Genomic DNA, 19437 nt, shown 5'->3' with positions numbered 1-19437 from the left:
GCCCGGGTGGCGCGTACCTCATCCCTGGCTCAGCTCTTGCACCATGTGTCGGTGACGGGGAGGTACCGCACCAGTCCGCGCGTTTCGAAGTCCCGCAGCCACCCCACCATGGGCCAGTTGCCCCAGCGCGCCTTGTAGAGGGCTCCGTTGCGGAGGATGTCTTCGATGTGCTGGACGGGAGGGTGCTGGGTGGGATGGTGCTGGTGGTAGGCGGGTGCGCCGCCCACCCACCACAGGTCCACGTCCTGCCGGCCCGCGGTGGCGGCGAAGTCGGTGTCCTCGGCGCCGTATCCGGTGTAGTCCTCGCAGAAGCCGCCGATGCGGTCCCAGGTGCGGGCCGTGAGGGCGAAGGACAGCGACCAGAACAGCCGGGGGTCTCCCCTACGGACGACCTGGCCGTCCGCAGGTGCGGGGCGCGCCGGGTGCGGCGGAGCCATGCCGGCCAGGTTGTCGAGCCGGTAGCCGCCCGCGGGCGGCGGCGGCAGGTAGGCGACCGTGCCGCAGAGCAGAGCGCCGTCCTGGGCGGCGCGGGCGTACCCGTCCAGGAGGGAGGCACCGGGGACGCAGTCCACGTCGAGGAAGACCAGCAGGTCCGCGCCGGCCGCGAGGGCTCGCGCGGCGCCGGCGTTGCGGGCGGCGGCCAGCGGGAGGCGCCCGTCCTCCAAGGGGACGGTGACGACGTCCGCAGCCGGGTTTCTGCCGACGACGAGGGACCGGATCCCGGGGTCGGACATGGAGACGATCACGTAGTGGTCCGGGGGGCGGGTGCTGCGTGCGAGGCCGTCCTGCTGCAGGAGCAGATGCGGGTGCCGGCCCGCCGCCAGGGTGATCACCGCGGTACGCATGCGGACCGTCCGGGCGGGCGCAGTGCCAGATCGCTGAGCAGCCGTGCCGCTCTGCGGGCTCCGTCGCCGGGTGACCAGCGTTCCCAGCGGGCTTCGCGGGCGGTCGCTTCGACGAGGAGTCCGGTCCAGGCGTGCGGGGGCGGCCAGCTGTCCCGTACGGTCGCCAGGCCCGCCGCTCGCAGGGCCCGGGCGGTGGCGTGCTGCTCCCCGTGGGGCCGGTCCTGGGGAATGACGACGGCAGGGACGCGGGCTGCCGCGCACTCGGCTACGGCGTTCTGTCCCGCGTGCGTGACGACCACGTCCGCTCGGCACAGCACCGGCCACGGATCGTCGATCCAGTCGGCCCCGGGGCCGCCGAGGAAGGTCCACGACCAGTCAGGGGTGGCGCGGACCGCCTCCGCGAGCTGGCCCTCGGTGATGTCCGCCCCTCCGGCCCCCAGCATCACCACCACTTCCTTCCGGGTGGGTGGGCCGCCGCTGACGGGGAGGGGACGCGGACGGCCGTCGTAGCGGGAGATGCCGCCGGTGTGCAGGGTCTTGGCGTGCCAGCGTGCGGGCCAGTGCGGCTCGGGCAGGGATTGCGGCCAGGGGGCGATGAGGGCGTCCGCAAGGTCGTAGGCGAGACGGTGGGCCTCGTCCCCGCGGTCGCCGCGCATGGCGGCGACCACGACGGGGGTGCCCATGAGACGGGCCAGGGTGGCGGCCTCGACCGACACGTCGCTGACGAACAGGGCCGGGCGCTCCTGCCTGATCCACTCGGCGATCGCTCCCATGCGTTCGCGGTGCTCCGGGTGGTGGAGGGGGACCCAGTGCAGGCGTCCGCGAGCCGTGGGATCCACGGGTGCGTCGTCGCCGTCCGGGGGGAGCGACACCCAGCCCCCCGTCCATGCCGGCGGCTCGGGCAGGGAGGACAGGATGGTCACCGGGCCCTGTAGGTGGGCGGCGATGCACCGGGCGCGGTGCAGGTGGCCACTGCCCTGGTGGTGGACGTAGTAGCCGATCACCGCGCCACCTCCTCGTACAGGCCGGTGTAGGCGTCGGCGGTGCGGTCGAGGCAGCAGAACTCTTCCGCCCTGCGGCGGGCGGCACGGCGGTCGAGCCCCATGGCGTGCGGGATGAGCGCCGCCAGCGCCTCCACGTCCCCCGGCGGTGCCAGCACCCCGCAGTCCGGTGTGAGGATCTCCGACAAGGCGCCCCGGTCGAACCCGCACACCGGCGTGCCGCAGGCCAGCGCCTCGGCCACCACCAGCCCGTACGGTTCGTCCCAGCCGGGCGTCACCAGAGCTGCGCCCGCGGAACCCAGCAGCGCGGCGAGCCCCCGGCGGTCCAGATGGCCGACGTACCGTACGTCCTCTCCCAGCAGGGGCTCGATCCGCTCCTCGAAGTACGCACGGTCGGAGATCGGCCCCGCGATCCTCAGCACCCTTCCCGCCGCGCGCGCGGCCTCGATCGCCAGATGCGGCCCCTTCTCGGTGACCAGGCGGCCGAACCACACGAGGTCTTGGCCACCGGGGCCCGGCCTCCAGAAGTCCATGTCGATCCCGTTGCGCACGACGCGGGCGGCAGGCACCGTCGCCCGCCAGGCTCCGGCGGTGAACCGGCTGACAGCCGTGAACGTGACGGGGCAGCTGTCCTGGGCCGTGATGGCGGACTCCAGCCACGGGGTGGGCGGCGTGTGGAGCGTGGTCACCACGGGAACGCGCAGCGCCGAAGCCATCGCCACGGGGAGGTAGTGCAGGCTGTTGTTGTGCACCACGTCGAAGCGGTGCTCGCCGTCCCGCGCCAGGTCCAGCATCAGTCCCAGGTAGGCGTGGTGCTCCTCCATCCACACGGCACTGGGCATGCTCACATCGGAGCGGGCGGCATCGCTCAACGTGGAGCGCCGCACCGTGAGTTCGCGCGCCTTCAGGGCGGGGTCGGATCCGGGTCCGGCGAAGAGCTCCACGTGGTGCCCGCGCCGGTGAAGGGCTCGCGCGAGCCACCACGTATGGGCTTCCAGCCCTCCGGCGAACGGCTCGCAGATCGGGAAACGCGCAGATGCGATGAGCGCCACGCGCAGGCCGCTCATCGGAGCGTGCTCGTGTACAGCGCACGGTGAGCCGCTGCGAGTTCCTCGCGCTCCTGCGTCCGGTGCTGCGCCGTCGCCCGGGGCGCCGGCCGGTCCTCGTACGCCGTCCGCACCGCCGCGCGCAGCGATTCCTCGTCCAGGCCCCCTCGTTGGTTGTGTCCGTAGGTCAGGCAAGGGCGCTGCTGGGCGTAGAAGCCGCAATCGGGGGCGGCGACGGCGGTGCCCAGGTCGTGGCACGCCTCCAGCCATCCGGAGTGGGTGCCGAAGAGGTAGGGCAGCACCGACAGGTCCAGGGACGCGAGGTAGTCCCAGAGCTGGTCGTCGTCGAAGTAGTCGTGGGCGGTGAGCGTGAGGCGGCCCCGGTCCGCGAGTCCCTCCAGCGCCTGGATGAGGTGCGGAGCGTGGGCTGCGGAGGCCGGGTCCGCCACCTCCCGGTGAATGTTGACCTGGAGCTCGGCGTCCCTGAGTTCGGCCACCGCGTCCGCGAGGACCCGTACCACCGGGAGGACGGACATGTTGGGGCGCAGGCTCTTGGCGTGCACGCCGACCCGGAATCGGTCACGTACCGGTCGGGGGCGGGTGAGGCGTGCGAGTCCGACCACGTGGGGGTGGGGCAGCACGGTCGCCGTCCGGTTCCAACGACTGCGGATGCTCCGGGCGGCGCCGGGAGTGAGGGTGACCAGGTGGTCGGCCGCGGGAACGACCACGTCGAGGGCGGCGTCGTGGGCGGCCGGATCGGGCTGATGGGGATTGCGGAGGTCGTGCACCGTATAGACCAGGGGTTTCCCGTGCCGGCGAAGAGCGTCCACGAGCGCGGACAGCTGGGCCGGGCTCTGTGCATCGAAGCCGAAGTGCAGGTGGAAGACGTCGAAGTCGTCGTGGTGCCCGCTCACCCAGTCGGGGTCGAGCATGACTGGCGGCCACCAGCGCTGCGACGTGCTGGGCGCCCCGTTGGGCCGGGGGTCCCGCAGACGCCGCACTCCGTCGGGCTCCGGTGCGGAGCAGTGCCGTACGTACACGTGTCCGGCGGGCACGGAGGCGACCCGGATCTCACGAGGGGCTCGCGCGTGCAGCGGCGGCTGTTCGGTCACGGTGTGTTCCTTCGGTAAGGGAGGCGACCCACCGCAGCGGGCTGCGCCGACCCGTCCCAGTGTGTGGGGCAGGGGGCGGGCGCACCTGCGGAAGAGGGCGCCGACGGGCCATGAAGGGCCTGCGAAGGCCCGTCCCGCAGGGTCCCGAGGGTGAAGCCGGCCGCGGGGTCCGCCGTCGGCCAGCCGAGTGAGGAACCGCTCCGCGAAGTGGGCCGCCGCCCACCGCGTTCCGTGGGCTTCGACATCGGTGCTGCGCAGCACGTCGAGGACGGTCGCTCCCTGGATCAGGACCAGGCACGCCTGATCCGTTTGGGGAATACGGGTCAGGAACCGGCGTACCCGCCTGTCGGCCGCGCCACCGTCCGGTTCGGTCCGTGCGACCTTGCCCTCGGGTCCCAGCGCGCACAGCGACGCCATGACCGCATCCGCCGGTCGATCGCGGCCGTGGCCGACGAACAGCAGGACGATCGCGTCGCGGGAGAGGAAGTGCTCGACCGCCTTCGCGTCCCTCAGCTCCATGACGGCCGTGCGTTCCATGATCGGGGCCGCCGCCTGGGGCAGGCGGCTCGGCCTGCGCGTCCGAGCGGTGCGGAGCCCGGTGTCGACGGCGGGTTGCTCCCGGGCACGCGACGGCGGACCCGGGCCAGAGCCCTGGCCCCGGGCCCGCTGCGTCGCGGCCGCGGGAGATCGTGCCTGACCGCTGAGGGGACCGGGGACCTGGCCTCCGCGGGGGCCGCACCCCGACGAGTCCACTGCCCGTGCCCGGGTCCCGGCTGCGGCACCGGCCTCATCCGCCCTATGCCGGAGGCCGCTGTGCGCCGCCGGGGTTGCTCCGTACCTCGCCGGCGGTGTCCTGTCCTACCCGGCGCAGTTCCTCGACCGTTTCCTGTCCGGCGCTCTGTGCGTGCCCGGTCGTCGTCGACACGGCCTCCTGAGCCGTGCCCTTCACCGATTCCACGGCTCCCGCCACCGGCTCCTTCAGCTCCTCCCGGACTTCCTGGGCGGCGTGGAGGGCGGTCTGCTTGACGGGCTCCAGCAGCTCGTCCGAGTGCTCGCGGAGCTGTCGCCCGGCCTGCTCCTCGGCCTCGGTGGTCGGCAGGAGGGCCGCCGCCAGCATGCCGGCGCCGAAGGCCATCAGACCGGCGGCCAGCGGGCTGCCCTGGGTCTGCCGTTTGACCTGGGCCGGGGCCTGCTGGACCGTCTCCTGCACGCTGCTGCCGACCTCCCTGGCCGTTTCCGTCATGCTGTCCGCAGCGTGGTGCAGGCTCCCGGAGGTGCCGTGCGCGGCGTCCTGTGCTGTGCCCATCACGCGCTCCTTCACTCCGCTCACGTGGTCCCGCATCGAATCGACCTTGCGGCGGGCCACCTTGCTCGGGGTCATCCTGTCCGCCAGGAGATCGACGTTGCGCGCCAGGTGCGCGCGCCGGTACTCCACGTCGGTCCTCAGCTCGTCAGGTGTCGTGCCCATCGCGCGTCCTCCTTCAAGGTCTCCACCGTCTGTTCCGGCTTGAGGTTGACCGTGCGCAGGCGCTTGCGGCCCGCTACGTACAGCACTGCGCCCACCGCGGCCCACAGGGCCGTGACGATCAGGGCGGCCCAAGCCGGGTCCATGACGTTGGCCAGGGCGAAGACGACCGTCAGACTGCCGAACAGCAGCACCACGTGCCCCGCGTAGCCTGCTCCGCCCAGCATGCCGACCGCTTTGCCGGCCTTGGCGGACTCCTGCTTGATCTCGGCCTTCGCCAGCTCGATCTCGTCGCGGACCAGCTGGGACACGTCCTGGCCGATCTCGCTGATGAGGTCGCCGATGGACGGCTCCGCCGCCGTCGGCGGCAGGGGCGGTGGGTGCGGGGCGGGCGCCGCCGGACGTTCGTGGGAAGAGAGGGCCATGCTCAGCTCCCTCCCCCGGATTGCGAAGGACCGCCGGCACCGTAGGGCGGCGAGGCGGCCGGCGGGTATGCCGGCGGCGCCGGGGCGACGTGGGGCGGCTGGGACTGGCCGTAGGTGTCGAGGGGGTCCTCGTAACCGGCGGGGACACCGCTCTGCTGGGGCCGAGGCGGCGTCACTGCCCCACCACCGGGAGCCGGGGCGGGCCTGGCGGCCACAGCGGGGGCCGCGGCACCGGAGCCGCCGGAGCTTTCGGATGAGGCGGCTGCGCTGACGCCCTTGCCGGCTCGTGCCACGACGAAACCGGCCAGCGCCGCGCCCGCGAGAAAGACGCCCGGACGGCGGCGCGCGAAGCCCTGCAGGTCACTGAGCAGCCCCTCGGGGCCGCGCTTCTCCACGTGGGCGGCCATCTGCTGTCCGCCGTCGGCTATCTGCCGGGCCATGCCCGCCATGGTGGAATCGGGCTTGCCGTTCTCACTCAGCTCCCGCAGCTCCTGCGAAAGACGACGCACGTTCTCGGCCAGGCGCTGTGTCTGGGTCTCTGCTTGACCGGTCAACTGGGTGCGGAGCTCTCCGACGAGATCCCGAGCCTGCGCGGTGGCCTCGCCCACTACGTTGGCCGCCTGCTCTTTGGCCGTACCGCCCACTTCGGCGGCCTTGCCACTGACCAGCGAAGCACTCTCGCCGGCCTTGTCCTGAACGGTGTGTGCTACCGCCGCCGTCCTGCTGTCGTCCTGACGGCTCGCACTCTGGAAGTCACTCAAGGCTCCTCCTCGTGAATGGCGTCTGAAGTTGCATAGGGGCGCCTGCCCTCCTTTCGGCTCCTCACCCACCCCTACGCAGCCGATGTGACGCGCGGGGACGGCGCCGGCCCGCCGGGCCGGCGGCCCGGACCGCGCACCGCCCCTGAACCGTGCCGCTACCGGAATCGGCACGGGCCCGATCGACGTCGCGGCGTGCCGTCCTTGCTGCGGCGCGTCATCCGCACGGCCGCTCGGCCAGGACGCACGCGGTCCGCGCCGGCCGGCGTCAGTCCGTCGTGGCGGCGGCGGTGATCAGGTCGATCAACCCCGGCAGCCCCGCCTCGGCCAGCGCACGACGCTGACGGTCGGCGGGCGTACCCAGCTGCAGGAGCCGGTGGACGAGGCCGCTCACCTCCCGGAGGTCGCCCGCGTCCTCCAAGGCGGGGGTGACGTACCTGAGGAGAGCGGACAGCACGTCACCGCTGCTGTGCGGGACGCCGAGCGGATCCACCAGGGTCCCGTTCAGGCCGTACCGGGCGGCGTGCCAGTTCCCGGCCTGCACCAGCTCCGGCGTGACCACGGGCAGCGGCATGCCCGCCTTCTCCTCGGCGATCGCCGTGGCGACCAGTCCGCGGATGATGCCGGCGAACATGACGGCGTCATCGGCTCGGAGCTGGACGTCCAGGCAACGCACCTCGACGGTCGGATAGCGGTCGGAGAGCCGGGCCTGCCAGTACACCTGCCCCCGGTCCGCGATCACCCCCGAAGCCACCAGCGCCTCCAGACGCCGTTCGTAGTCGTCGAGGCCGTCGAAGTGCGGCGGCGGACCGCTGACGGGCCACCGTCCGAACACGATGGTGCGCCAGCTCGCGAACCCGGTGTCACGCCCGTCCCACAAGGGCGAATTGCCGGACATGGCCAGCAACGTCGGAAGCCATACCCGGATCCGGTTCAGCACCGCGACCCCCGTCTGCGCATCCGGGATCCCGACGTGTACGTGCATCCCGCAGATCAGGTGCTCGTCGACCAGCTGCCGGGCCTCCCCCTCCATCTTCAGGTAACGCGGTGTCCGGGTGACCGGGACGGGCAGCATCCCGCGCAGCGGCGCCGCACCCGTGGCGGCGATCCGGCAGCCACTGGCCTCGGCAGCCGAGGCGACCGCATGGCGCAGACGCAGCAGGTGACCCCCCACCTCCTCGAGGCCCTGGCACACCGGGGTGGCCACCTCGATCTGGGCCTGCAACAGCTCGTCCTGGACCTCACCCCGCTCCGCGAAGGGTTCGAGTCCCGCCATGCGGCGAACGTCCTCCACCACCGGCGCCGGTACGCCCGTATGGGGGTCCACCAGCAAGTATTCCTCTTCCACACCCACAGTGATCACGTCGTGCGACTACCCGGGCACTCCATGATCACCCCTGGGCAGCCCGCCCGGTCCTGACCGGTGGCCGGCGCCGGGCCGCTCGCCACGTCCGCGGTGTGAGCGACAGGTTCGGGATTCGGCAGACCTGTTCGGGAGCATGCGTCCGTACAGGAGGAGATGGCTCGGCCGTGCATCGCGGGGCACCTTGGAAGCGAATACCACGGCGACGTCACTTCTGCGACGCGGCGTCTTCTTGCCGCGGACTGGGACCTGTTGATGGAGGCGGATGTGGCACAGGATCGGATCGGGCTGGGCGAGGTGCTGGCGGCTGCGGAGGCCTCCGCGCCCGTGAACTCCCTGGATGTGGTGGCTCGCAACCTGCGCGACCGGTTCGGGGCGCGGTCCGTGTCATTCCTGTTCGTCGACATCGTGGGCCGGCGTCTGCTGCGCGTCCACGACACCGCGGCCGCGGATCACGAGCACCGCGCCGCGCAGATTCCTCTCGCAGGCAGCAACGCCTACGACGAGGTCCTGCGTGGCCAGAAGCTGGTGCTGGCCACGGACCGCGAGCAGGGGCGGCGGGTCCTGGCGCCGGTGACGAACCGGGGCGACACCATCGGGGTCCTGGAGCTGTTCCTGGCCGAGGTCACGCCGGAGGTGCTCACGCAGGTGGAGGAGGCGGCGCACGCGCTGGCGTACATCCTCGTCACCGACCGGCGTTTCACCGACCTGTACCACTGGGGCAACCGCACCACGACGGTCAGCCTGGCAGCGGAGATCCAGCGCCAGCTCCTGCCTACCGCCGCGGCGTGCGAGGCGCCGCAGTTCACGCTCGCCGGGGCCTTGGTCCCCGCGTCCTCCATTGCCGGGGACACCTACGACTACAGCCTCGACCACGACACCCTGCACCTGTCGATCACCGACGCCATGGGCCACGACGTGGAGGCCTCCCTCATGGCCACCCTCCTGGTCAACGCCTCCCGCGGTGCCCGCCGCGCCGGAGAAGACCTCGCCGAACAGGCCCGCCAGGTCCACCAGGCGCTCCTGGAGCACGGCCGGAAGACCCTGGCCACCGGCCAGCTCCTGCGCATCGCCCTCGACGGCACCAGCACACAGCTCGTGAACGCCGGCCACCCCTGGCCCCTCCTCCTGCGGGAGGGCGCGGTCACCGAGCTGCGTCTGGCCGTGAACCTCCCGTTCGGCTGCGCCTCCCTCAAGGGCCCGTACAAGGTGCAGGACCTTGACCTGCGACCTGGGGACCGGCTCCTGCTCCACACCGACGGGATGCAGGAACGCGACGCCGAAGCCGTCGACCTCCCGGCCCTGCTACGCAAGACCGCCGCCGAGCACCCGCGCGAGGTCGTGCGCACCCTGGTCGGCGCGGTCAGCGACGCCTACGACGGCGGGCAGCCGAAGGACGACGCCACCGTTCTGTGCCTCGACTGGCACGGCCCCCGCAACGACAGACCCCGGGCGATCAGCTGATCGCGGGAACGGCGGATGCGTCACGCCCCTCGAAGACGTCCCGGGCGGTGAACGATCTGCCCCACGAGCGCACTGCCGGGCCCGTGCCGAGAGATCCGTACGACGCGGTCGTGCGCGGGGTGGAGCCCTGCGTGAGATCGCGCCGGCCGGGCAGGCGCCTGTCATGAGGACCCGCTCGCGCCGGCACCCCGACGCGCACCCTTTGGAGGGCCGCGTCGCCGTGGTGACCGGCGCCGCGCGGGGGATCGGCGCGAGCACGGCGTACGCCTTGTCGCGGCGGGGCGCCCGCGTGGCCCTGCTCGGACTGGAAGAGGAGCGGCTGCACCGGCTGGCAGGAAGCCTCCCGGGCCCCGCAGCCCCCTGGACGGTCGACGTGACCGACACGGACGCCCTCACGGAGACCGCCGCCGCTGTCCGGGACACCTTCGGCACGCCCTCCGTCGTCGTCGCCAACGCCGGGGTCGCCATCGGCGGGCCGCTTCTGGAATGCGATCCCGAGGACTGGCGGCGGGTGATCGAGGTCAACCTCGTCGGGAGCGCCCTCACCGCCCGCTGCTTCCTCCCCGACCTGCTGCGCAGCCGTGGCTACTACCTCCAGGTCGCCTCGCTGACGGCTCTCGCGCCCACGCCGCTCCTCACCGCGTACTGCGCCTCCAAATCCGGAGTCGAAGCCTTCGCGCACGCCTTGCGCGCCGAGGTCAGCCACCGGGGCGTCGGCGTCGGCATCGCCTACCTGAACTGGGCCGACACCTCCCTGATCCGCCACGCAGACCAGACCGCGGTCTTCCAGATGCTGCGCGCGCACCTGCCGTGGCCGGCTTCCGTCAATCAGGATGCCGCCGTCTACGCCGACGCCATGGTCCGGGGTATCGAACGCCGCTCGCCCCACGTGTACGCCCCGCAGTGGGTGCGTGGCGCGCAAGCGGTCCGAGCCCTCATGCCCGCGCTCGTCGTGCACTACTTCCGATGGGTCCTCGCGACCCGCGGAAACAACCCCCTGCCACCCACCGGCCTCCTCGGGCCGGGCGGCGCAGCAGCCGACACCAAGGCACGCGCAAGGCCGGACCGGCACCCTCACATTCGCCCCGGAGGACAGTCATGGCCGTACGACACCACCTGATCCACGCCGCACCACGCCAGGTGTGGGCCGTGCTCGCCGACAGTTCGCGCTACGCGGACTGGGTGGTGGGCACCAGCGATTCGCGCGCCAGCCGCGGCCTGTGGCCCGAGCTGGGTTCCGCCCTCGAGTACACCGTCCGGATCGGTCCCTGGACCGTGGCAGGCACCACCGTCGTACGGCGCGTCGACGCGCCTACGGAACTGGAACTCGAAGTCGACAGCGGCCCCCTCGGGACCGCCCGGGTCGCGATCGAAGTCCGCCCCTGGGGTCAGGAGACCCTGGTCAAAGTGGACGAGCACCCCCTGCGGGGCATCGGCGGCACGCTGCACAACGCCGCAGTCGACGCACTGATCCAACTACGCCACCGCAGCATGCTCGCCCGCCTCGCGAACGTCGTCGAGGAGTCCGCCGGGACCGACGGCCGCGTACCGGCCTGACCCGGGACCAGGCGACGACGCGCCGGGCACCCTGACACCGAGCGGATCCGCCCGGCACCGCGTTCGCGTCGGCAGATCTGCAGGCCGGAGCCCAGGTGATGCACTACGGCGGCAATCTCGTCGAAGCCGCGCTCGCCACGGTCGTGGCCGCGCGGCGGTACCAGGCGAACGGCCGGAGCCGGCAGCGGCGGCGCCGTCGACCGGACGGGGCCGAGGTGCACGTGCCGTGACCGCGGCCCTGCGAATGGACAGGTCACCCGGCTGCGGCCCACGGGACCCGAGGGCGGGGCGACGGCTTGAGGGCCGTTCGGCGCAGCCGGCCTGGCGGCCGCCCAGGGCGAGGGGGACGGTGACTGCGGTGCCGGCAGTTCCGCCGGCATGCGCCGTGCCGTGAGGAGCCCCGTCATGTCCGAACGCACACCGTTCTGCGCGGCAGGCGGCGTCGACCGGAACGGCCGGGGTACACCAGAGGCACCCCATGAGCATGCCGGGTTCGACGGGATGCCGCAGCGGTCCTCCCCGGCCGCGCGTGCGCATGCCCGGCGAGGACCCGCCGGCACACTTGCCCTCGACCGTTCCTCCGGCGGCCCGGAATCCGTTCACAACGCAGGTGAGCTGGACAGGAGACACTGGTGAACTCCCCCGTCGCGCCGCCTCTTGTCGTCTTCGCCAACTTTCTCTCCGACCTGGCGGTCGACCTGTCCCAGGGCCGCGTGCTGGAGACGTGGGCGCAACAAGCTCCCCGGAAGGTCTGGCTGCTGCGGGCGGGGGACGTCCTGGTGGCCCCCGGACGGCTCAGCGGGGAGTTCCGCCGCTACGTGAGCGACCTGACGGGTGTGGGACCGGATGACGCCGGCGTCATCGAGGTGCCACCCGCCGGCGCTGTCCCGCTCGCGGACGCCGTCCGTACCGCCGGCCTCGTCGAGCGGGTCCGCCTGCACGCCCGAGGGCCGGGCACGGCCCTGCTTCCCACGGCCCCCGACGCCTCCGCCATCGAGTTCGCCCGCGAACTCGGCATCACCGTGCACCCCTATGCCACCGCGGACGACGCCGCAGCCGCCCTGAAGGCGACGATGCTGCTCAACACGAAGGCGGGCTTCCGCCGGGTCGCCGAGCAGTTGGGCATGCGGCTGCCGGAAGGAGTGGTGTGCGGCCGTAACGAGGTGGAGTCGGCGGTGCGCAGCCTGCTCGGTCGGCACGAACAGGTGGTGGTCAAGCCCGACCGTTCGGCGGGAGGCCACGGAATGCGCTTCCTCTCGGCCCGGGACGTGCGCGGGACGGCCCCCCTCCGCCTCGATGCGGTCGGCGGGCCCCAGGGCCTTTGGGTGGTGGAGGAGTACATCCCCGTGGCCGCATCGGTCAGCGTTCAGATGGAGAACACCCCGGCCGGACCACGGATGCTGTTCAGCGGGGCCATGCGCACCGTGCAGGGCTCCTTCTCGGGGTACGCGTCACCGCTCCCGCCGGACAGCGCCCATGCGGCGGGCGACCTGGAGCGCTGGGGCACCGCGCTGGGCCGCCACCTGGCGGACCGAGGTCACCTCGGCCCGTTCGGCGTGGATGCCCTCATCGGGACGGACGGCGTGGTCTACGCCGGTGAGAGCAACGTACGCCGCACCGCGACGACCACACCGCACGCGATGGTCATGCGCTTGACGGCGGCTTCCGGCCCTCCCCGTCCCGCCTGGATGGTCGACAAGCGCAGGACTCGTATCCCCTTCACCTTCGCGCAGGCCGCCGCCCGGCTGCGGCAGTTCGGCCTTGCGTTCGATCCGGACAGCGGAGAAGGGGTGGTACTGCACGCGGACGAACCCCTCGATGGCCGTACCTGGCGTTACACCGTCATCGCCGGGCACGCCGACACGGTGCGTGCGCGGGAGGCCGCGTTGGAGTCGGCTCTGGAATTCGAACCGACCTGAACCCACCGCGCACCCATCGAGGAACAACCCGACCTGATGGGCCTGCGCGCTCGGCACGACTGTGCAGCCCGAGGGGGACCAGGCGGACTGACGAGGTGCCGGGTGGGGCGGGGCGGCTCGCATCGCGGACCCGGTTCGAAGACACTCAGCGCGATGCCCGCCAGAGAGGGGGGTGAGCCGCCTCGGGGCGCGCAGCCGGGGTCCGGCAACGGTCGGTTGCCTCGGGTTATCCGGGCGCCTTCCCTCGCGCGAGCCCGGCAGACGACGGCAAGCCGGCAACGCCGCACTCAGTGACCCGCGCGTTCTGAGAGAGCCGAATGTCCGAACTGCAGGGCGTCCGAGAGGGTCGGAGCGGTCAGGGCACCGGCCGCGTCGCGGTGGCTTTGGCAATCAGCCGGCTGAGCCGGAACGTGGCGGTGGCGATGCGAGCGAGGTCCCAGGGCCCGGGGGAGGCGGGCCGGGGCCGTCCGATCCGGCGCCGCAGCACGGTCCAGCCGACTGCGTAGCCGGCACATCCGGCCATCGCGCACAGGTGCCCGCCGTGGGACCGCAACCCCTGGACAGTGGCCATGGGTATGCCTCGTTCCCCCCGCTGAAGCCCTCGTCACGGCGTGGTCGTCGCGTGATCGGCGGCAGGTGGGTGTCGAGGCATCGCCTACCCGGCCCGGACTGCGACGCGCCGCCTCATTCCGATGGGCCAGCCGTTCATCGACTATCGTCGATGAACGATGAATGAGACAACACCGCTCGGCGCGGAAGACGCCCGCAGCTTCGCCGGCTGGTTCAAAGCCCTTGCCGATCCGACCCGCATCCAGCTCCTGCACCTGCTGGCATGCGCGGACCGGCCCATGAGCGTGGGTGAGGTCGTCGAGCGAGCCGCGGTCGGCCAGTCGACGGTCTCCCACCATCTCAAGATCTTGGCGGAGGCGAGGTTCGTCCTCGCCGACCGGCAGGGCACGTCGACCTTCTACGAGGTCAACCGAAACTGCCTGACCGTCTTCCCGGATGCGGTGCGAGCGATCCTCAACCAGAAGGGAACCGGCGGTGAGTGCTGAACCGGCCGTCCTGCCGATGAGTGCCGCGCACGCCGCGCAGGTCCTCGCGATCTACCAGGCGGGCATCGACGAAGGCAACGCAACCTTCGAGACCACGGCCCCGGCGTGGGACGTGTTCGACGCTTCCAAGCTCGCGGAGCACCGCTTCGTCGCCGCCGGCAGGGACGGCCGGACCATCGGCTGGATCGCGGCGAGCGCGGTCTCGGACCGCTGCGCCTACGCGGGAGTCGTGGAGCACTCCGTGTACGTCCACCCCGAAGCGCGCGGCCGAGGCGTTGCCCTCGCACTGCTGAACACGCTGATCGCCTCCACCGAGGCCAACGGGATCTGGACCATCCAGTCGGGCATCTTCCCCGAGAACGCTGCCAGCCTCGCTCTTCACCAGCGGGCCGGCTTCCGCATCATCGGCACCCGCGAACGCATCGGCCGTCACCGAGGAGCCTGGCGAGACGTCGTACTGCTGGAGCGCCGAAGCCCGTCCGTCCGCTGACGCCGAGGGGAGTGCCGGCACGCGCGCACTGCCGACGAGCGACACGGGCGCGTACCCATCACGCTGGTGACCGTCGCCCGCGCAGCCCGTCTCGCGATAGCGTCCGGGCCGGCTACGGTACCGCCCGTTGCGGGTCCGGAAGCGTCGAGATCGGCGCCCCGGCTCGGGCCCGGGCGACTTCGACGAAGGACGCGTCGGTCACGCTCCTGAGGGCCACGATGCGGCCTCCTCCCATGGGTGGGCGGCTACTGCGACACGCCGGCGAGCGCGGCGAGGTACCGCTCCGCGTCGAGGGCGGCGGCGCAGCCGGTGCCGGCGGCCGTGACGGCTTGGCGGTAGGCGTGGTCGACGACGTCGCCCGCGGCGAAGACGCCGGGGAGGCTGGTGCGCGTGGACGGGGACTGGAGGTTGAGGTAGCCCTCGGCGTCCAGGTCGAGCTGCTCGGCGAGGAGTTCGGTGCGCGGGTCGTGGCCGATCGCGATGAACAGGCCGGTGACGTCGAGGCGTTGGGCCTCTTCGGTGATCACGTTGCGGACCGTGAGGCCGGAGAGCTTCCCGTCCTTGTCCTGCAGTCCGATGATCTCGCTGTCGAAGAGGGAGGAGATCTTGTCGTCCGAGAACGCGCGGTTCTGCATGACCTGGGAGGCCCGCAGGGTCGAGCGGCGGTGGACGATGGTGACCGAGCGGGCGAAGCGGGTGAGGAAGGTGGCTTCCTCCATCGCGGTATCGCCGCCGACCACGACGATGTCGCGGTCACGGAAGAAGAAGCCGTCGCAGGTCGCGCACCAGGACACGCCCCGCCCGGAGAGCTCTTCCTCCTTGGACAGGTTCAACTCGATCTGACCGGCGACACCAAGACCGTCCCCGACGCGGAGGGCACGGACCACCGCGCGCAGGCCGCGATCATCGCGACCGGCTCCGGCTACCGGAACCACGGAGACGATGCCGTCGTCGATCATCTCGGCGCCGAACCGCTCGGTTCTCGATGACGATGACGTTGCGCATGCCGTCGGCGGTGTTCGAGTCGGCCTCAGGCCTTCGGCTTGGCGTCGATCTCGGCGATCAGGCCCTCGATCAGGCCCTTGATTTCGTCGCGGATGGGGCGGACGGCCTCGACGCCCTGGCCGGCCGGGTCCTCGAGCTGCCAGTCGAGGTAGGTCTTGCCGGGGAAGTAGGGGCAGGCGTCGCCGCAGCCCATGGTGATGATGTAGTCGGACGCCTGGGCGGCCTCGGGGGTGAGGACCTTCGGCTTCTGGCCGGAGATGTCGATGCCCAGTTCGGCCATGGCGGCCACGGCGGAGGGGTTGATCCGGTCACCGGGGACGGAGCCTGCGGAGCGCACCTCGACGCGGTCTCCGGCGAGGTGGCGCAAGAAGCCGGCGGCCATCTGCGAGCGGCCGGCGTTGTGGATGCAGACGAACAGCACGGACGCGACAGGAGTGGAGGACATCGTTCTTCCTTGGGGTGAAGTCGACTGCGGGGTGGGAGCGAGCGGGTGTGTCGGACGCCGAGCCCGGTGAGCAGCTCGGTGGGGTGGGCGTCGATCTCGCGGACGACGGCGATACGTCGCTGCCCGCCCGGTGCGTGAGGAGTGCGGCGGCCAGCTGGGGGGCGGCCAGCGTGGTGGCTGCACGCAGACATGAGAACCCTCCACGGGGTCCAAGAGGTCAGCCCGGGCTGGTATCAGGACCGGGTGATGTGACAGTATCAGTCCATGATGACGTCAGTCGACACTGAACTGATCCGGGTACTGGCCGACCCGCTCAGGCTCCAGATCGTGACCCTCCTCGCCAAGGAGACGCTCTGCACCACCCATCTCGTGGAGGAGACGGGCGCCAAGCAGACGAACCTCTCGAACCACCTGAAGGTGCTGCGCGAGGCCGGTGTCGTGGATACGGAGCCGTGCGGACGGTACATCTACTACCGCCTGCGCCCGGAAGTCATCGAGGCCATCGCCGGTCAGTTCGCCGACCTCGCCCAGACCGCGCGCGCCACCGCCGAAGCGAACCTCAAGCGGTCCTGCCCATAGCCCGCTTTCTGCCTCACCTGCCCGAGGAGAACCGTTGTCCGTCACCGAGCCCGTCGCCGCCACCCCCGCAGCGGCGTCCGGCACAGCCGCCGGCGCGCCCCGATCCGCGCCCGGCGCGACCCCGCCCCAGACCCCGCTGATCGCCCGCGCCGCCGCCGAGCTGGTCGGCACCGCGGCGCTCGTGGCGGTGGTGGTCGGCTCCGGTATCCAGGCCACCGAGCTCAGTCAGGACGTGGGCCTGCAGCTGCTGGCGAACTCCCTGGCCACCGTCTTCGGTCTCGGCGTACTGATCGCCCTCCTCGGCCCGGTCTCCGGCGCCCACTTCAACCCGGCCGTCACCCTGGCCGAATGGTGGACGGCCCGCCGCGGCGGCGCCGGGGTCAACGCCCGCGAACTGGCCGTGTACGTGCCCTCGCAGGTCGTCGGCGCGATCGCGGGCGCCGTTCTGGCGGACGCGATGTTCGGCGAGCCGCTGGTGAAGTGGTCCACCCACGACCGTTCCGCCGGGAACCTCCTCCTCGGCGAGGTCGTCGCCACCGCCGGTCTGATCCTGCTGATCTTCGGCCTGGCCCGCACCGACCGCCTGCGCTTCGCGCCGGTCGCCGTCGCCTCGTACATCGGCGCCGCGTACTGGTTCACCTCCTCCACCTCCTTCGCGAACCCGGCAGTCACCGTCGGCCGCGCCTTCACCGACACCTTCGCGGGCATCGCGCCTGCATCGGTTCCGGGCTTCATATGCGCCCAACTGGCCGGTGCCGTCGTCGGCCTGGCTCTGGTGGCGGTCATCTTCATGCGCGGCAGGACTGCGACCGCCGGAGCCGGCGCGCCATGATGCAGAGCACGGACGCAGTGGTGATCGGCGGCGGCCAAGCAGGGCTCGCCGCCGGGTACCACCTGCGCCGCCTGGGGATCGAGTTCGTCGTCCTCGACGCCCAGGCGGCACCGGGCGGAGCCTGGCAGCACACCTGGGAGTCCCTCCACCTGTTCTCCCCGGCCGCCTACTCCTCGCTGCCCGGTCGGCTCATGCCCGTCCAGCCCGGCGAGCTCTACCCGGACGCGCAGCATGTGGTGTCGTACCTCACCGACTACGAGAAGCGGTACGAGCTGCCCGTCCAGCGCGGCGTGCGGGTCGATGCCGTCCACCGGGACGGCGCCTTCCTCCGAGTCCAGACCGACTGCGGCGACTGGCAGGCCCGGGCCGTCATCAGCGCCACCGGCACCTGGACCCGACCCTTCCTGCCCGCCGTCCCGGGCCGCCGCGACTTCGCGGGCCGCCAGCTCCACACGGCGCAGTACCGCAACCCCGAGGACTTCGCCGGACAGCGCGTCATGGTCGTGGGCGGGGGAAACTCGGGCGCGCAGATCGCCGCCGACCTCGCGGGTACGGCCGACCTGACCTGGGTCACCCGGCGTCCCCCGCGCTATCTGCCGGACGAGATCGACGGCCGGGCGCTCTTCGACGCCGCCACCGCCCGCCGCCAGGCCCTGGACGCCGGCCGCACGGACACCGGTGGTGTCGCCTCGCTCGGCGACATCGTCGCCGTCCCGCCCGTACGCGCCGCCCGCGACGCCGGGCTCCTCACCGCCGCGCCCGTGTTCAGCCGCCTCACCGAGGGCGGTGTCGCCTGGGCCGACGGCACGGGCGCGCAGGCCGACGCGATCATCTGGTGCACCGGCTTCCGCCCGGACCTGGCCCATTTCGCCTCGCTGCGCCTGCGCGGCACCCGAGGCCGCATCGCCACGATCGGCACCCGTGCCGTGGACGAACCCCGCCTGCACCTGTTGGGTTACGGCGACTGGACCGGCCCCGCCTCCGCCACCCTCATCGGCGTCGGCCGGCCTGCTCGCGAAGCGGCCCGCGGGATCGCGGACCTGCTCCGAGCCTGACCCGCACGTCAACGAGCCGCGACGCCACGTGGTCGTCACTGGCCGCAGAGAGGCGTCGGCCCGCAGACGGCCCGGGCGTCGCTGCAGGTGCTCGGAGGTCCGGACGACTCCTGAGCGGACGGCCGGTGCCTTTGCCCGAAGGTGGGGTCGTGGCATAGCAGGCGGCCGCGCCGACCAGCGAGGATGCCCGTCGTGACCACTGATCAGAACCTCACTCCCCTCCGCCCGACGCACTCAGCACCCCTGGTGTGCGGTGCGGGAGCGGCCATCGGCGTACTGGGCGGGATGATCGGGCTGGGCGGTGCAGAGTTCCGCCTTCCGCTGCTGATCGGCCTCTTCGGATTCGCCGCGCTCCCGGCCGTCATCCTGAACAAGGCGATGAGCCTGGTGGTGGTGCTGGTCGCGCTGCCGGCCCGCCTCGCGGCGGTCCCGGCCGCCGAAGTGGCCGCGCGCTGGCCGGTCGCCGTCAACCTGCTGGCCGGGAGCCTGCTGGGTGCCTGGGCCGGAGCATCCTGGGCGGTGCGTATGCGCTCCGCCACCCTCTACAAGGTGCTGGCTGCCCTGATGGTGCTCATGGCGGCCGCCCTGCTGGTCACGCACACCACCACGCCGGACGCGCTCGCGCTGCCGCTGTGGGCGCAGGTGCCGTGCGGGGTGGTGGCCGGGTTCGGCATCGGGGTGGTCGCGGCGATCATGGGAGTGGCCGGCGGTGAGCTGCTGATCCCGACGATCGTGCTGCTGTTCGGCGTCGACATCAAGACCGCCGGAAGCCTCTCGCTGCTGGTGTCGCTGCCGACCATGCTCGTGGCCTTCGCCCGCTACAGCCGTGACGGCAGCTTCGCCGTGCTCGGCGCGAACCTGCGCTTCACCCTGGTCATGGCCGCGGGCTCGGTCGCCGGCGCGGTGCTGGGCGGGCTGCTCCTCGACATGTTTCCGGACCTGGTGCTCATCCCCGCGCTGGCCGTGATCCTGCTCGTTTCCGCGGTCCAACTCGCTCGTCACGACTGACCGGCAGGGGCGG

20 protein-coding genes and 1 pseudogene are annotated in these 19437 nt (G+C 72.2%); 11 read left to right on the top strand and 10 right to left on the bottom strand.

Annotated features, from left to right (window positions below; translation table 11 throughout):
* Nucleotides 1-29: 29 nt before the first annotated feature.
* The 8 genes from ACFWUZ_RS03310 to ACFWUZ_RS03275 all read right to left on the bottom strand — a co-directional run bounded on the left by ACFWUZ_RS03310 (nucleotide 30) and on the right by ACFWUZ_RS03275 (nucleotide 8015).
* A complete protein-coding gene (locus ACFWUZ_RS03310) occupies nucleotides 30-845 on the bottom strand; it encodes a glycosyltransferase family 2 protein (protein WP_384366111.1) in 816 nt (271 codons plus the stop codon).
* Complete coding sequence (locus tag ACFWUZ_RS03305; protein WP_384366108.1) at nucleotides 830-1849, bottom strand: glycosyltransferase; 1020 nt, start codon at nucleotides 1847-1849, stop codon at nucleotides 830-832. The genes ACFWUZ_RS03310 and ACFWUZ_RS03305 overlap by 16 nt, the downstream gene beginning before the upstream one ends.
* Nucleotides 1846-2913 (bottom strand): glycosyltransferase, encoded by a 1068-nt coding sequence (locus ACFWUZ_RS03300; RefSeq protein WP_384366105.1) that lies wholly within the window; start codon nucleotides 2911-2913, stop codon nucleotides 1846-1848. Before ACFWUZ_RS03300 ends, ACFWUZ_RS03305 begins: the two co-directional genes overlap by 4 nt.
* Complete coding sequence (locus ACFWUZ_RS03295) at nucleotides 2910-4541, bottom strand: hypothetical protein (protein ID WP_384366102.1); 1632 nt, start codon at nucleotides 4539-4541, stop codon at nucleotides 2910-2912. The genes ACFWUZ_RS03300 and ACFWUZ_RS03295 overlap by 4 nt, the downstream gene beginning before the upstream one ends.
* Before the next feature lie 259 nt (nucleotides 4542-4800).
* The gene (locus ACFWUZ_RS03290) at nucleotides 4801-5472 is read right to left on the bottom strand and encodes a DUF3618 domain-containing protein (protein ID WP_384366099.1); all 672 of its coding nucleotides are present in this window, start codon (nucleotides 5470-5472) and stop codon (nucleotides 4801-4803) included.
* Entirely contained in the window at nucleotides 5448-5894 is a 447-nt protein-coding gene (locus ACFWUZ_RS03285) for a phage holin family protein (protein ID WP_384366096.1), read from the bottom strand. Before ACFWUZ_RS03285 ends, ACFWUZ_RS03290 begins: the two co-directional genes overlap by 25 nt.
* Before the next feature lie 2 nt (nucleotides 5895-5896).
* On the bottom strand, nucleotides 5897-6655 hold the full coding sequence (locus ACFWUZ_RS03280) for a hypothetical protein (RefSeq protein WP_384366093.1): 759 nt from the start codon (nucleotides 6653-6655) through the stop codon (nucleotides 5897-5899).
* A gap of 265 nt (nucleotides 6656-6920) precedes the next feature.
* Nucleotides 6921-8015 carry a glutamate--cysteine ligase gene (locus ACFWUZ_RS03275; RefSeq protein ID WP_384366090.1) on the bottom strand — a complete coding sequence of 365 codons (1095 nt, stop codon included), beginning with the start codon at nucleotides 8013-8015 and terminating at the stop codon, nucleotides 6921-6923.
* Between the two features lie 267 nt (nucleotides 8016-8282).
* Here ACFWUZ_RS03275 and ACFWUZ_RS03270 point away from each other — a divergent pair, with 267 nt between their 5' ends.
* From ACFWUZ_RS03270 to ACFWUZ_RS03240, 7 genes are all read left to right on the top strand, one after another.
* Nucleotides 8283-9479 (top strand): PP2C family protein-serine/threonine phosphatase, encoded by a 1197-nt coding sequence (locus tag ACFWUZ_RS03270; RefSeq protein ID WP_384366087.1) that lies wholly within the window; start codon nucleotides 8283-8285, stop codon nucleotides 9477-9479.
* Nucleotides 9480-9642: 163 nt separating this feature from the next.
* Nucleotides 9643-10599, top strand: a complete 957-nt coding sequence (locus tag ACFWUZ_RS03265; protein WP_384366084.1) for an SDR family oxidoreductase — start codon at nucleotides 9643-9645, stop codon at nucleotides 10597-10599.
* Complete coding sequence (locus ACFWUZ_RS03260; protein ID WP_384366081.1) at nucleotides 10578-11036, top strand: SRPBCC family protein; 459 nt, start codon at nucleotides 10578-10580, stop codon at nucleotides 11034-11036. The genes ACFWUZ_RS03265 and ACFWUZ_RS03260 overlap by 22 nt, the downstream gene beginning before the upstream one ends.
* Before the next feature lie 95 nt (nucleotides 11037-11131).
* Complete coding sequence (locus ACFWUZ_RS03255; RefSeq protein WP_384366078.1) at nucleotides 11132-11266, top strand: hypothetical protein; 135 nt, start codon at nucleotides 11132-11134, stop codon at nucleotides 11264-11266.
* A gap of 402 nt (nucleotides 11267-11668) precedes the next feature.
* The gene (locus ACFWUZ_RS03250) at nucleotides 11669-12955 is read left to right on the top strand and encodes a peptide ligase PGM1-related protein (RefSeq protein WP_384366075.1); all 1287 of its coding nucleotides are present in this window, start codon (nucleotides 11669-11671) and stop codon (nucleotides 12953-12955) included.
* Nucleotides 12956-13683: 728 nt separating this feature from the next.
* A complete protein-coding gene (locus ACFWUZ_RS03245; protein ID WP_384366072.1) occupies nucleotides 13684-14010 on the top strand; it encodes an ArsR/SmtB family transcription factor in 327 nt (108 codons plus the stop codon).
* A gap of 16 nt (nucleotides 14011-14026) precedes the next feature.
* Complete coding sequence (locus tag ACFWUZ_RS03240) at nucleotides 14027-14500, top strand: GNAT family N-acetyltransferase (protein ID WP_384366347.1); 474 nt, start codon at nucleotides 14027-14029, stop codon at nucleotides 14498-14500.
* Nucleotides 14501-14745: 245 nt separating this feature from the next.
* On the opposite strand, the pseudogene ACFWUZ_RS03235 reads toward ACFWUZ_RS03240, so the two are convergent.
* Together ACFWUZ_RS03235 and ACFWUZ_RS03230 are read right to left on the bottom strand one after the other, a co-directional pair.
* Nucleotides 14746-15327: pseudogene (locus ACFWUZ_RS03235) on the bottom strand (NAD(P)/FAD-dependent oxidoreductase); the annotation flags it as partial.
* A 203-nt stretch (nucleotides 15328-15530) separates the two neighbouring features.
* Nucleotides 15531-15950 carry an arsenate reductase ArsC gene (locus ACFWUZ_RS03230; RefSeq protein WP_384366069.1) on the bottom strand — a complete coding sequence of 140 codons (420 nt, stop codon included), beginning with the start codon at nucleotides 15948-15950 and terminating at the stop codon, nucleotides 15531-15533.
* Nucleotides 15951-16214: 264 nt separating this feature from the next.
* Here ACFWUZ_RS03230 and ACFWUZ_RS03225 point away from each other — a divergent pair, with 264 nt between their 5' ends.
* The 4 genes from ACFWUZ_RS03225 (at nucleotide 16215) to ACFWUZ_RS03210 (ending at nucleotide 19424) form a co-directional block, all read left to right on the top strand.
* A complete protein-coding gene (locus ACFWUZ_RS03225; protein ID WP_112447650.1) occupies nucleotides 16215-16529 on the top strand; it encodes a helix-turn-helix transcriptional regulator in 315 nt (104 codons plus the stop codon).
* A gap of 34 nt (nucleotides 16530-16563) precedes the next feature.
* Nucleotides 16564-17361: an aquaporin gene (locus ACFWUZ_RS03220; RefSeq protein WP_384366066.1), complete on the top strand. Its 798-nt coding sequence runs from the start codon at nucleotides 16564-16566 to the stop codon at nucleotides 17359-17361.
* Nucleotides 17358-18416 carry an ArsO family NAD(P)H-dependent flavin-containing monooxygenase gene (locus ACFWUZ_RS03215; RefSeq protein WP_384366063.1) on the top strand — a complete coding sequence of 353 codons (1059 nt, stop codon included), beginning with the start codon at nucleotides 17358-17360 and terminating at the stop codon, nucleotides 18414-18416. Before ACFWUZ_RS03220 ends, ACFWUZ_RS03215 begins: the two co-directional genes overlap by 4 nt.
* Nucleotides 18417-18608: 192 nt before the next feature.
* Nucleotides 18609-19424, top strand: a complete 816-nt coding sequence (locus ACFWUZ_RS03210) for a sulfite exporter TauE/SafE family protein (protein WP_384366060.1) — start codon at nucleotides 18609-18611, stop codon at nucleotides 19422-19424.
* Nucleotides 19425-19437 lie beyond the last annotated feature (13 nt).

The sequence above is a fragment of the Streptomyces sp. NPDC058646 genome (assembly GCF_042716875.1).
GTDB lineage: Bacteria > Actinomycetota > Actinomycetes > Streptomycetales > Streptomycetaceae > Streptomyces.
The sequence above is the reverse complement of the archived record's forward strand: the minus strand, read 5'-3'. Positions and strand labels throughout refer to the sequence as shown.